Below are 13,872 nucleotides of genomic sequence, written 5' to 3'. Positions count from 1 at the left end.
ATCAAATTATTTTTTCTAGTATACATCTATCTATCGTAAAGTGTAAAAAAACAGACCAGTTATGGCCTGTTAGTCTACAATTAATAACTTTATCTTTTTTTCTTCCAGTTCGTTTTTAGTTTCTTTATCTATTTTTGAATCTGTAATAATGCAGTCGATGTTTGTAACTGGAACGATCTGTGAAAAAGCACGTGTTCCAAATTTACTAGAATCCACCATTAAAATGGTTTCATCGGCGATTTCCCTCATCTGCTTCTTTAATAACGCTTGTGATTCATTAAAATCACTTAATCCTCGTTCTAAATGGACCCCTTTACAGGAAAGAAACGCTTTATTTACATGATACATGCTAAGTGATCGTTCTGCTAGCGGTCCGACATAGGATAAAGATTGCGACAGCAATGTTCCGCCAGTGGAAATCACTTTGATTTGTTCTTTTTTACTAAGCTCAATCGCTACTTTAATTGAATTTGTCAAAACGGTTAAAGGCATATCGGGCAGTTCCTTTGCGACATACCATGCTGTCGTACTTGCATCAAGTACAATTTGATCACCTGGCTCAATTAAACGGACTGCAGCCGCAGCAATCGCTTTCTTTTGTTCCGCATTTGTGATTTCTCTTTCTAAATAAGAAACTTCCCCTTGATCCTTTTCTATACTAACCGCACCGCCATGAGAGCGCATTAATAAATTTTCTTTTTCTAGCTTTTCTAGATCCCGGCGAATCGTTTCCTCTGTTACGGAGAAAATTTTACTTAGTTCCGTTACCCGAATGCTTAATCGTTCATTCACCAATTCCACAATCTTTTTTTGTCGTTCTGCTACCAGCACTTGTTCTGCCCCTTTCTAACAATTTTTATTTATGTTGTTTTATATTTGTTTTTTACCTATTCTCACTATAACTATAACATATTTTTTTGAAAAACAAACACATATAATACAAAAAGAAAGATCCAACGAATATTTTTTTGTTTTTCAAGCGAAAAAGGACAGGCTCTCTACACACGCCTATCCTCAATCAAGCCAACTTATTTAAAAAACAGCGCCACTTAAATGAGCTAAATTATCTAAAGAATACTTCACTTTACCGCTTTAACGCTTTATTAACAAATTTCTGTACGATATTAGCAAAATTCCAAGAGATATTAACAAAAATCAGGAGATACTAACAAAATTTGATAACATATTAACAAATTCCAGGAGATATTAACAAATCCCCCCACAATCGCCAAAAAAGCCAATCACGACAAGTGATTGGCTTTAATCTATTTCTTTTACTAAAACAGTTTCCAATTTTAGAGTTCTTAACTCGTCAATAATGGCTTCAACCTTGTCCACTTTAAGATTCTCCTCTTGTAATTCCGCCAATTCCTTCAAGCTTCTAGCTTTTGTTGAAAAAATAGCAGGTGGTTTTGTGATACCAGGGGCAAATTTCTCTAAAATAGCAACAGCCTCATTATAATCAAGGAAATCAATAATTCGTGTATCTTCGGTAAAGCTTGGTCTCAATCCACTCCCGTTTCGATACCTAAAATAATAAGACCCAGAACCAACCGTTAATCGTACACCCTCTATGGTTTCCATATATGAATGAATACCCCCTGAAACCAATGGTTTATTTCCTTCCAGGACATCAGCAAGCCTTGCTTTAGGTAAAAGGATCTCTGCGGTTGTATTCACAGGAATTTCAACCTCTATTTCTACCACTTCATTAGTAAGTTTCCAGGCTGATATAATCCTTCCATACATGGATTCATAGGAAGCTTTTGCTTGAGTAAACGAAATTCCCGCGAATTTTGGTTCGATTTTTATTTTCTTATAAGCTGGAACAGCTGGATCCATATCAATCCCCGCTACGACTCTATACATCCAATTTCCAATCGAACCATAAGCATAATGATTGAAGGAATTCATTTGGTCACTCCAGAATGAACCGTCTTGCTTAATACTGTCCCAATGTTCCCAAACGGTTGTGGCTCCTTTTTTAACTTGGTAAAGCCAGGATGGAAAATCATCCTTCATTAATAATTTGACGGCTGTTTCGTGATATCCGCCTTTTGAAAGAGCTAAACTAATATACGGTGTTCCGACAAATCCTGTATTCAAATGATAATCATTTTGAATGAGTAATTGGTTTAGTTCATAGGCTGTCCGTTCTTTGGCTTTTCCGTCCACCATATCAAACATGAGAGCAATGACATGGGCTGTTTGTGTTGGAGACACCAGTCTGCCTGATGGCGAAACAAATTCATCATTAAATTGTTCAATAATCTTATCCAATAAGAAACTATATTCCTGCACTTCATTTGATTTCCCAAGGACCTTGGCCGCATCTCTTAGAATCCTAGTTGACTGGGCATAAAAGACGGTGGCAATAAAATCTCTTGCTGTGGCGCCAACAAAGCTATTTTCTTTCGCATCCAGGGCTAACCAATCACCAAAATGAAAACCAGTGTTCCATAGATATTCGTTTTTGCCCTGCCTGCGGATATATTCTACCCATGCCTTCATGCTGTCATATTGCTCTGCCAGTAATCGTTTATCTCCGTATGTTTGATACATAGTCCAAGGAATAATCGTGGCTGCATCGCCCCAAGCAGCAGAACCCTTTCCACCTTCTACATTTGGAATCACAAACGGTACATTGCCATCTGGAAGCTGATCCGCTTTTAAATCTCTGAGCCACTTTGTAAAAAATGGGCCACCATGATAATTAAATAGTGCAGTTGGAATAAAGACCTGTGCATCGGCTGTCCATCCAAGCCGTTCACTCCGCTGCGGGCAATCTGTGGGCACATCCACGAAATTACCTCTTTGGCCCCAAACAATATTCTGCTGCAAGCGATTAACCAGTGGATCGGAGCACTCAAATTCGCCTGACTTCTCCATATCAGAATGAATGACTTCACCTACAAAGTTTTCAAGCGGCAGTCCATGTTCTTGTCCCGGATATCCTTCGATTTTCACATACCGGAAACCTTGGAATGTGAAATGTGGAGCAAAGGTTTCTATTCCATCGCCTTTTGTCATATATTCTACCGTTTGCTTTGCAAATTTTAGATTGCCAAAGTAAATATTCCCGTCCTTATCCAGTACCTCGGCGTGCCGTAAGACAATTCGAGTTCCTTTAGGTGCATTCACTTTAAATCGAATTCTACCGACCATGTTTTGCCCCATGTCTAAAACAGTATCACCAGCAGGGGTTACAAAAGAGTTTATTGGATTTAGAACTTCTGTTACACGGGTTGGGTCGTTTTCTTGTGCTACCAACTGAGTAATTGGCATTTCTTGAAGAATCGTACCTGTCCAATCCTGATCATTATAATTGGACTGGCTCCAGCCCTCTTTTTCAATCCTTGCATCGTACGTCTCCCCATGGTAAATTTCTGAAAATAAAATCGGGCCTGTTGAAGCCCTCCAATTGTTGTCCGTTACAATGACTTCTTCTGTTCCGTCTTTATAGGTTACATGGATTTGAAATTTTGCTGCCCGTCTGTCCCCATAGATATTGCAGTTATTTTCCCTGACAAGGTTTCCTTTATACCAGCCATCTGCCAGTATAATGCCCATTGCATTGGAACCTTCTTGAAGCTGTTCGGTCAAATCATATGTTTGATACTGAAGACGTTTATGATAGCTCGTCCAACCCGGCGCGAGAAGTTCATCACCGACACGGTTTCCATTTAAATATAATTCGTAAAGACCTACGCCAGTCCCATAAATTCGGGCAGAAGTAATACCAGGTTTTAAGGAAAATTCTTTTCTTAATAGAAAAGCAGGCTCGCTTAGAGGATCTATTCCTTCTGGATCTGGTGTGATCCATTCTGCCTTCCATTCTTCAGGAGATAACAGACCCGTTTCCCACCAAGCAACATCACTCCAATTGGATTCACGTTCAAAGTTATCCCATACTTTTACACGATAAAAATACCTTGTTCGAGAATGCAAATCAGGACCATCATATTTGATGTGGATTGATTCATCTGATGTGATAACCCCGGTATCCCATAAGTTGGAAGTGAAGTCTTCATGATTTATAGCTACTTGAATCTGATATGCTCTTTGCATCGTTCCCCGTCGGTCTGATTGGATTTTCCAGCTAATACGTGGTCTTTTTATATCAATTCCTAGCGGATTATTTCGATATTCGCATGTTAATGCATTTACTTTTAACAGTGTCATTTTTTTATTCCTCTCAATCCATACTTTGTTTCTAAAAAAACTGCCAAATACTTAAAGACAATAGGGATGAATGTATACCAAGTACATTCATCCCCCTTTTCATTTTTCAACAATTGATTATATAACTATTTCGTTTGTAGAATCATGGCTGCTTTCCTTTTTAGATTCCATTTCAGGAATTGGCAGGACTACAACAGCAGAAAAGATAGAGAATGCTGCTAAAACCAAGAAGAAGAGAGTATATCCATCTCCGCCAAATAACTTTACCCCTAAACCGATTAAGGCAGGTGCTGCAAAATTCACTAATGTTGCTGATAGATTGGTGGTTGTGTTCATAATCGAAATATCTTTTGCTGCATTCTCTTTGGAAGGGAGAATTCGGTTTACAAGGGCGTTATCTACTGCACCGTACATTCCAAAACCAAAGTTAAAGATAAAGTTTCCAACAATAACCCATGTAATATTAGAGGAGAAGGCAAAGGCAATTAAACAGATCCCTGTTACAAGGGCTGCCCCCATAACAAACGGCTTTTGTTTTTTCACCTTATCTGAAAGAAATCCTCCTAGGATACCAGCTAAAACCATTAACATGATAGCAGGTGCTGTAAGCGCCATTAATTGAAAAATCTTTGTTTGATCCAAGTGAAATCTTGCAATATAGAAAAGAGTTAACATACCCATTCCAGCATTTGAAAAATTAATAAATAACTTTGTTAATAACGCCCAAGTATAAGACGGATACTTTTTAACACTCGGATAGAAACCTCGAATCCCTATGGACTTTTTCTCACTATTTGATGCCCCTGCAAAATAATTATCTTTAATCAACAGTGCTGCTAAAATTCCACCAACCAGTTGGACAATAATCATCGTAATCATTTTCTCTTCAAGAGTTGACTTAGCAAAGGCTCCCATTATCATCTGTCCTGTCATAACGAAAGCTGGTGCGGCTGCACCGATTAGACCAGAAACTCGTCCGAACTTCTCTGGTTCAACTTGTTCAGGGACAATGGCGTAACATGAGAGTGAAACCATTCCATAGAAGAAATTTGTTAGACACAAAGCAATGATAAACACTGGGATGGATGAAGCATACGTAAGAGCTAACATGGAAAGTGCTCCACCAATACTGCCCGCAATCATCCAAAACCTTCTTCTCCCCATCTTTAGCCGGGTCTTATCAGCAATCACTCCACTAAAAAGCCCAAAAATAACGACGGCAATACCGGAAATCCCAGATGCTGTAGCAAAGGCAGCAGTTGCATGCTCTTGTCCAACTATTTTAATAACAATAAATGTAGAAAGTCCAAAACCAAGCAGTACTAATGGCGCGATCGAGGTGCCTACACCAAGCATTGCAGCTACTAATAATCTTCCAAAAGGCGTCTTCTTCATCATACTATTTTCCATTGATTTAACCCCCTTTAATTTTAAACCGTTATTCTAGGTAAACGCTTGGAGTCGACATTTGCCGTAATCCTTGTACAAATCCCCTCCCTTTTGATATTTCAATTTTAGCAAGCGTTTTCAATAATTTTAATGTTAAAAGTAAAGTAGTGTATTGCTTGATTCAAAGATATTGTCAGCCCCCGAGCTGGACCCGGGAGCCGCAGTAATTTATTTTGATACGAATGTGTCCATTTGTGCAATACGACCTAGCAAACATGCGCTTTCTTTTACTTTTCGTTCCTGTGTGGTTCGGTCTACTTCAATTAAGCCAAATTTCATCGAATAGCCGGATTGCCATTCAAAGTTATCAAAAGTTGTCCAGTGAAGATAGCCTCTGACGTCAAACCCTTCATCCAGACAAGCCTTCACACCTTCTAAACTTCTTTGGATAAATTCTACCCGTCTATCGTCATCATCCGTTGCTATACCGTGTTCTGTGATCATAATTGGTATAGATAAGTCTTTAGAGACTTTTCGAATCACGTTAGCAAGAGCTTCAGGATAAAATTCATATCCCATTTGTGTAAGTTCAGCTCCTTCGGCAGGCTTCACTTGTCCTTCCGGGCCGTATACTTCTCTGGTGTAATTTTGAAGCCCGAAAAAGTCATCCCCTTCTAACATCGGTAAATATTGCCTAAAATAACTGTGCCATTTTTGCGCGGCCCATTCTTCGCCTCCAGGGATAGACTGGATATCTGATAGAGCCATCGATAAGCCTACTTTGGTATCTGGCTGAATCCGTTTGATTGCCTCACGTGCCTTTCGATGTGTTTCTTTTAAAATATTAATAGAGGACTCATCCGAAATCATATGGAACGTGAAGTAATTTTCAATCGTCGTTCCACACAATTTAGCTGCTGACTCTCTCCATTTAGGAGCCACCCAGGCATCTCTATCAATCCCAACTGGAGGTATAAAGCCGATTTTTGAGAAAATCTCACGTAACATAACTGGTAGATTTATTTCATTCATCGTTAATGCGTACGGGATTAAATGCCCGATTTCACGGAATACCACTTCACAATATTTAGCAAAACGATCAGGAACCTCCGGGCTGGCCCATCCTCCCAGTCTCATTAGCCATTTTGGTGAAGAAAAGTGATGCAAAGCAACGACAGGTGTTATTCCATGTTTATGACATGTTTCAAGCACATCCCGATAATGCTCAATTGCCGAACGTGAATATTGCCCTGGTTCGGGTTCGATTCTAGACCATTCGATTGAGAACCTATAAGTGTTCAATCCTAGACTAGCCATAAGGGCAATATCCTCTCGATAAAGCCGGTAATGATCAATGGTATCGCCTGATTTATCTCTATATGGCGAGCCTTCTGCATGCTCTTCCGCCCAGAAATCGCTGTTATAATTATTCCCCTCAACTTGGTATGCTGCTGTCGTCGAACCCCAAAGAAAATTGGTTGGAAAGTTAAATTCCATTTTTAACACTCCTTGTATTCTTATATCCTGCTGATTACCTATATTGTAGCAAACGTTTTCAATGGTTTTAATATTAAAAACAAAGAGGTTTATTGCTTGAATCAAAGATTTTGGTGATACCTCACTTTTTCTCAAAAAAATAAAACCGCTGTTTAGGCGGTTTCATTACGTGATTTGACTTTTAATAATATCATTTTGAGACCTGTTATCTCGATATTCTTTCGGTGTCTGGAGGTAAACTTGATTAAATTTCTTATAGAAAAAAGATACGCTTGAATACCCAACTTCTTCTGCAATATCAGGTATTGGCAGATCTGAGTTACTTAGATATAGAGCAGCCTTGTTCAATCTTTGAATTTGAAGGAGATCCTTAAAGGACTTACCGGTTGCCTTTTTAAGAACAGCAGAAATATAGTTTGGATGATATTTATAGTGATCTGCCATTTCCGTTAAACTACAATCCTTAAAATGATCATCAATATACTTTAAAAACTCAAGGACAATGGCATCCTTTTGCATGATTTCGTCCTTTTGTGTATTGTTCGAACTGTTACTATGACGGATTAGTTCGGTAAACAATATGAAAAGATAAGCATCAATCATTTCCAACGTAAAAATGTCCTTTTCAAAATACTCACACATAATTTGCTCCATAATACCAACCACTTTTGAATGTACTTCAAAAGGGAAGAAAAGATAGTTATTTGCTCTTCGACTATCGATCAGGGAGTCAATTAGGAATTGGGAGATAATACTCTTATTGGTGAAACGGCTGAGGAATCCTGTTGATAAATAGTCATGCTTAAGCTTCATTTCAATAATGATATCAGATTTTGATGTCTCGTTTATCGTATGAGGGGTGTTTTTATCAATCATAATGGTTCCGCCCTCAGTAATGTTTATTTCGTGATCCTCCATGGTAACCGTGCATTTCCCTTTGTAGACGTAGATTAATTCAATATACTGATGAATATGCATAGGGACGAGCGCAGCGACGGGACACTGGGATATGAAAATGTTATCCTCAATCGGATTAATTGTGGGATCAAAGATCATATTGAAATTGTATACTGGCTCACCATTTAATACAGTTACCGGCTCTGGATTATAGGTGTTTTTAATAACATTCCAATCAGGTGCCTCCCTGGTGTTGTTGGTTTCGAGTAAAGACCGCAAATCAGTACTATTCATATGAACCCTCCCATCAAACCGAATTGGGAATTAATTTACAATTAATGTGGAATTCTTTTATTAATTTGTAGAATTCCTTCTTTATCTTGTAGAATAACTTAAAACTTCGTAGAATTCTTCATTTATTTCGTTGAATTCTTCAATTTTTTGTAGAATCCCTTCTTTTTCCTAAAAAAGAAGACCCAAAAAGGAGTCTATTATTCTCCTTATTTGAGTCTTCCCCAAAAAATCCACTTATCGCTTTAATAAAACCTCTTGCTCATACGCCTTTACTTCTTCTAACCAAGATTCTTTTACTGGTACGCCCATTTTTTCACAGTAGTAATCCCAAACTGCACCAAATGGATAGGTCTTGAACTCTTCCATTAACGCTAATCTTTCTGTGAAGTTTCCTTCTTCTTGAAGCTGTTTTAAATACTCGTTTGGTACTAACATAGCAGATAGCAATGCCTTAATCATATTGCGAGTTCCGATTGTCCAAGCAGCAACTCGGTTGATGCTGGCATCAAAGAAATCAAGTCCGATGATCACACGGTCTAACGCATCATTACGTACAATTTCTAAGGCGATTTCTTTTAATTCATCATCAAGGATAACTACATGGTCACTGTCCCAACGTACAGGTCTTGAAACGTGAAGGGCAAGCTTTTCACTAAATAAAAGCATGGATGAAATCTTATTTGATACGGTTTCAGTTGGATGATAGTGTCCTGTATCCAACAAGCATAATTTATCATTTTTCATTGCATAATTTAGATAAAATTCATGAGAACCCACTACATAAGATTCTGAGCCAAGTCCAAATACCTTACTCTCCACGGCATCAAGATTATATTTTTCATCTACCTCTACTGCAAAAATCTTATCTAATGATTCTTTTAATCTTTTTCTTGGAGTTAAACGGTCACTTGGAATATCCTTGTAGCCATCTGGAATCCAAATATTTGTTAAGGCTGGTGTACCAAGTTCTTTTCCGAAATATTCACCAATTTTCCGGCTGCCAATGCAGTGATTAATCCAGAATTCGCGAATCTCTTCGTTTGGATGGGAAAGTGTCAGGCCATCATCTGCTTTAGGATGTGAAAACAACGTTGGGTTGTAGTCTAACCCTAAACCATTTTCCTTTGCCCATTTCACCCAGTTTTCGAAGTGCTTTGGTTCTAATTGATCTCTTTCTACTACTTCTCCATTTGTTTCTGCATAGATGGCATGCAGGTTAATACGATGTTTCCCTGGAATTAAAGAAAGTGCTTTTTCTAAGTCAGCTCTTAATTCTTCAGGTGTTGATGCTTTACCAGGATAATTTCCAGTAACGGAAATTCCACCTGATAATTCTTTCTGATTTACTTCAAAACCACCGATATCGTCACCCTGCCAGCAATGAATCGAAATCGGAACATTCTTTAAGGTTTCGATTACTTCATCAACATTAATTCCCCATTTTTCATAAGCCTTTTTAGCAAGTTCATAGTTTTCTTGAATAGACATGTATTTTCTTCCTCTCCATGGTTAGTTTGTAATCGGTGCCGTTGGTAAATATTTCTTTACCTCAAATGATTTTTTAACAATCGTACGCGCCTCTTTAATATCTTCAATTTCATCAAGGGCCATTAACTGCGCCACGATATTACCAATCGCAGTAGCTTCAACTGGTCCTGCATATACTTCTTTCTTCGTTACATCCGCGACAAGTTGATTTAACATCCCATTTTGACAGCCGCCGCCGATGACATTGATTTTCTCAAATCTCTTTTCAAAAATTTCTTCAATTTCGTGAACGGCGTCCTGATAGCTGACTGCTAAACTATCATATACGCATTTTGCGACTTCTCCCGGTGTGCTAGGAATCGGCTGACCCGTTTCCACACAATAATTCATGATTTCCTGAACCATGTTCTCAGGTTTTAAGAAACGGTCATCATTGACGTTAACAATAGCTCTGAAGTTCTCTGCTTCTCTGGCCAAATCCACCAGTTCGGCAAACGAATACTCATTATTGTAGTTGCGTCTTACCTCTTGAATCATCCAAAGGCCCATAATATTTTTTAAGAACCGGTATTGATAATCGATTCCGCCTTCATTCGTAAAATTGTAGTCCAGTGCCTTTGTTACACAGATAGGGAAGTAGTTTTCTACCCCAATTAAAGACCATGTACCAGAACTGATATAAATCGTTTCATTTTCTTCAGGTACGGCAATAACAGCTGAACCTGTATCATGTGTTGCCGGTAGAATCACTTGGAGGTCAAAACCCAACTCTGAAACCAGTTCTTCTGTTAATGTTCCAAGAACAGTCTTCGGTGTCTTAATTTCATGGAACATTTCCTTATTTATTCCCAATAGATCCAATAAGTCATGATCCCACTTTTTCGTAAAGGCATTAACTAACTGTGTCGATGTAGCATTGGTATATTCATTTGCTTTTTTTCCTGTAAGTAGATAATTAAAATAATCCGGAATCATTAAGAATGATTTTGCCTTATCTAGGATTTCCGGTGAGTTTTGTTTAATAGAATAAAGTTGATAAATGGTATTAAACTTTTGGAACTGGATACCTGTTTCTAGATAAAGGCGTTCCTTCATGATTTTTTCAAAAACCTGTTCCATCATTCCATCTGTTCTAGGGTCACGATAAGAGACTGCCTCTGTTAATGGTTGATCCTTTTCATCCAATAACACAAAGTCGACTGCCCAAGTATCAATTCCGATACTATCCGGCTTTATGCCAAGTTCATTGCACTTTTTTAATCCATTTTTTATTTCTTGAAAAAGCTTGTCAGCTTCCCAGCAATAGGAGTCACCTTTTTTGACAATATTGTTTTCAAAACGATGAATTTCATCTAGTTTTAATAACCCATTTTCTAAGTAGCCTAAAATAAGCCGGCCGCTTGATGCACCAATATCTACAGCAATACTGTATTTTGTCATTAACATCACCTCTCGGTTGGAAACGCTTACTGATATACTTATATAATACTAGAAAATGACGTATTTCCTATAACTTGATTCAACTAATTTATTGTCCTTATTTGCATTTTCCTTTGATTTCTCATATAAAAAACACCACAAATCCTCCTGTGGTGTTTTAAAATTATCCAATATATTTACGGCGATGAACTCCCCATACAATAAAACTTAGAGCAATCATCGTTCCTCCAGTCAAACAAACCCCCTGCCACTTCCACATGTTCCAAGCATAGCTGCCAATCGATGAACCAAGTGAACCACCAAGGAAGTAAGTCACCATAAAAACGGTATTTAACCGGCTTCTAGCCTCTGGGACTAAACTGTAAATCCTTGTTTGATTTGAAACCTGTGCTCCCTGAACTCCTAAATCTAATAGGATCACTCCTACGATCAATCCCCATATAGATGAACCAAAAAGACCAAAGAATAAATAGGATAACAACGTAATCAGTATGAACATGCCAACCATAGACTTTGTACTAAACCGATCGGCTAACCGTCCGACAGCTGGAGCTGCGGCCGCCCCTACCACTCCTACTAATCCAAATAGGCCGGTCTCTTGACTTCCAAAATTATAAGGATTCCCCTCTAGATAAAAAGCAAGCGATGTCCAGAATACACTGAAACTTCCGAACAACAGTGCACCTACAAGAGAGGCTTCTCGTAAAGTTGGCTGGGTTATGATTAACTCTCCTAAGGACGTTAATACTTGACGGTACGTCAACGTCGTTTCCGGATGGCTTTTTGGCAAGAAACTTCGCAAAATGACCGCTAATGCCAGCATTAAAATAGCAGCTACCCAATACATTGACCGCCAGCCAAAACTTCCACCAATAAAACCCGCTATGGTTCGAGCAAGAAGAATCCCAAAAAGTAATCCGCTCATGACACTTCCAATCACTTTTCCTCTTTCTAGCGGCTCAGCCATCTGTGCTGCTAGTGGAATAATGACTTGAGGTACAACCGTTGTAATCCCAACGGCCAAACTAGCGATATAAATCCAGGGGAGATTTTGAGCGGCTGCTACTCCAACGAGTGAAACCGTTACGGCACTTAATAAAATAGTTATAAGCAGACGTCGCTCCCTCATATCCCCTAACGGTACAAACAAAAACATGCCAATCGCATAACCAATTTGTGTAAACATTGAAATGTTGCCGATTTGGTGGGAATTCGCATGAAATGTACGGCCCATATCAGCTAAAAGCGGCTGATTGTAATAAAGGTTTGCCACTGCAAGTCCACATGTGATTGACATCAGTAAGACTAGTCGTTTTGTTAGTATCTGCCCTTTTGGTTTATTCATTTCAAGCTCTGTTACATTGTTTGTCATTCGTATTTCTCCCTATTCCCAATCCCGTTAGTCATATTTTAATTATTTTACTCTATTAGAAAAGAATCACTCCATTTTCACGCAAGAAAAATTATTATTTGAGGAGACAGATTATTAACCGGTCAGACGATCTGTTAGACTAATAAAAAGTCTTCCCTGAGTGGGAGAACTAATCACATTGCCGCTTTATTTGACCCAGTAGACACTGCACTTTTAGCCGATGGCATATTCGCAATAAATACACCTAATAATACCAAAATACCGCCAATAATTTGATTTAATAAAATATGATTTCCTAGAATAAAATGAGAGGCAAGAATGGCGACAAACGGCTGAATATTCATAAACATTGAAGCTGTACCTGCACCCACTTTAGCTACGCCTTTATTCCACCAAAAGCCGGCAATACCTTGAGCCATGATTCCAGCAAAAATCAACAAAATCCACATAAAAAGAGAATGGCTGATGACAGAGCCGCTAACAAAACTTTCGACTCCGGCAGCAGGAATCATCAGTACACTTCCTAGGACGGTTGAGTATATCGTAATAATAAACGTGTTCATAGTTTTGGATAAACCTCGGATAAACAATATACTAATCGAAAGGCAAAGCATGGCGATTAGTATGTTAAAATCTCCCCAGGATATTCCCAAACCCCCATTTGCAACGCCAATAATTGAAAAAACACCAATTAAACTAATAATGGCTCCTACCGATTTTTTTATTGTAAACTTGACCTTAAGGATGATTCGTTCCATTAAAATTGTCGCTACTGGTGCCAAGGAAATAATTAATGATGCGTTAGCTGGTGTTGTATGATGGAGACCAGTAAAATAAAAGGTTTGATTTAACAGGGTTCCAAAGATTCCAACACCAATGAGGTATTTCCACTCTGAAAGGGTGGGACGCTTCATTCCTTTATGAATCATAGCAACGATTATCAAAAAAAGTGATGTAAAGCAAATTCGAACGGTTGATAAAAAAACAGGTGAAAAACCTTGCAGTAAAAAGGCACTGACCGGATAATTACACCCCCATAAAACAGAAACCAAAAAGAGACTAATAAAAGCTTTTATCATACTACTCGACATTTACCTTAGACAACCCTTCTCAAAACGATTTTGTTGGTGACTTTTATTAGTATAGCACGGTATTTCGCATATCGAAAGAAGTATCAAAGGGAAATTTCATTCATTTTTCCTAAAGGATAACGGAGTAGATTCTCTTTATTTGCCAGCAGTCTATCCCTTTTTCTACTATATATAAGAATAGGATATTGATAAACTATAATTATAAGAATTTTAGGCCAACAA

General features: G+C 38.3%; 9 protein-coding genes and 1 pseudogene. All 10 read right to left on the bottom strand.

Annotated elements, in window-relative coordinates; translation table 11 throughout:
• Positions 1 to 69 precede the first annotated feature (69 nt).
• The 10 genes and pseudogenes from M3226_RS08780 to M3226_RS08740 all read right to left on the bottom strand — a co-directional run bounded on the left by M3226_RS08780 (position 70) and on the right by M3226_RS08740 (position 13,650).
• Entirely contained in the window at positions 70 to 831 is a 762-nt protein-coding gene (locus tag M3226_RS08780) for a DeoR/GlpR family DNA-binding transcription regulator (protein ID WP_251564439.1), read from the bottom strand.
• Positions 832 to 1,260: 429 nt separating this feature from the next.
• Complete coding sequence (locus M3226_RS08775; RefSeq protein ID WP_251564437.1) at positions 1,261 to 4,182, bottom strand: alpha-L-rhamnosidase; 2,922 nt, start codon at positions 4,180 to 4,182, stop codon at positions 1,261 to 1,263.
• Positions 4,183 to 4,299: 117 nt separating this feature from the next.
• On the bottom strand, positions 4,300 to 5,592 hold the full coding sequence (locus M3226_RS08770; protein WP_251564436.1) for an MFS transporter: 1,293 nt from the start codon (positions 5,590 to 5,592) through the stop codon (positions 4,300 to 4,302).
• A 207-nt stretch (positions 5,593 to 5,799) separates the two neighbouring features.
• Positions 5,800 to 6,252 (bottom strand): family 1 glycosylhydrolase, encoded by a 453-nt coding sequence (locus tag M3226_RS32700; protein ID WP_374110576.1) that lies wholly within the window; start codon positions 6,250 to 6,252, stop codon positions 5,800 to 5,802.
• Positions 6,253 to 6,630: 378 nt separating this feature from the next.
• Positions 6,631 to 7,068, bottom strand: a pseudogene (locus tag M3226_RS32695) (family 1 glycosylhydrolase); the annotation flags it as partial.
• 165 nt (positions 7,069 to 7,233) lie between these two features.
• The gene (locus M3226_RS08760; protein WP_251564432.1) at positions 7,234 to 8,259 is read right to left on the bottom strand and encodes an AraC family transcriptional regulator; all 1,026 of its coding nucleotides are present in this window, start codon (positions 8,257 to 8,259) and stop codon (positions 7,234 to 7,236) included.
• Between the two features lie 234 nt (positions 8,260 to 8,493).
• Entirely contained in the window at positions 8,494 to 9,747 is a 1,254-nt protein-coding gene (gene rhaA / locus M3226_RS08755) for an L-rhamnose isomerase (RefSeq protein WP_251564430.1), read from the bottom strand.
• A 21-nt stretch (positions 9,748 to 9,768) separates the two neighbouring features.
• Positions 9,769 to 11,187, bottom strand: a complete 1,419-nt coding sequence (gene rhaB / locus M3226_RS08750; protein ID WP_251564428.1) for a rhamnulokinase — start codon at positions 11,185 to 11,187, stop codon at positions 9,769 to 9,771.
• A gap of 163 nt (positions 11,188 to 11,350) precedes the next feature.
• Positions 11,351 to 12,559, bottom strand: a complete 1,209-nt coding sequence (locus tag M3226_RS08745) for an MFS transporter (RefSeq protein WP_251564426.1) — start codon at positions 12,557 to 12,559, stop codon at positions 11,351 to 11,353.
• 173 nt (positions 12,560 to 12,732) lie between these two features.
• Positions 12,733 to 13,650 (bottom strand): DMT family transporter, encoded by a 918-nt coding sequence (locus M3226_RS08740; RefSeq protein WP_251564424.1) that lies wholly within the window; start codon positions 13,648 to 13,650, stop codon positions 12,733 to 12,735.
• Positions 13,651 to 13,872: the final 222 nt, after the last annotated feature.

Source organism: Neobacillus cucumis (assembly GCF_023715505.1).
Note: the sequence above shows the minus strand (reverse complement) of the source record. Positions and strands in the feature narration are given on the sequence as shown.

Excerpts from the sequence above, each read along its gene's own strand:
- M3226_RS32700 (WP_374110576.1), bottom strand. The coding sequence starts at position 6,252 with ATGTTAGAAGGGGATGACTTTTTCGGGCTTCAAAATTACACCAGAGAA.
- M3226_RS08770 (WP_251564436.1), bottom strand. The coding sequence starts at position 5,592 with ATGGAAAATAGTATGATGAAGAAGACGCCTTTTGGAAGATTATTAGTA.
- M3226_RS08775 (WP_251564437.1), bottom strand. The coding sequence starts at position 4,182 with ATGACACTGTTAAAAGTAAATGCATTAACATGCGAATATCGAAATAAT.
- M3226_RS08740 (WP_251564424.1), bottom strand. The coding sequence starts at position 13,650 with ATGTCGAGTAGTATGATAAAAGCTTTTATTAGTCTCTTTTTGGTTTCT.
- rhaA (WP_251564430.1), bottom strand. The coding sequence starts at position 9,747 with ATGTCTATTCAAGAAAACTATGAACTTGCTAAAAAGGCTTATGAAAAA.
- M3226_RS08745 (WP_251564426.1), bottom strand. The coding sequence starts at position 12,559 with ATGACAAACAATGTAACAGAGCTTGAAATGAATAAACCAAAAGGGCAG.
- rhaB (WP_251564428.1), bottom strand. The coding sequence starts at position 11,187 with ATGACAAAATACAGTATTGCTGTAGATATTGGTGCATCAAGCGGCCGG.
- M3226_RS08760 (WP_251564432.1), bottom strand. The coding sequence starts at position 8,259 with ATGAATAGTACTGATTTGCGGTCTTTACTCGAAACCAACAACACCAGG.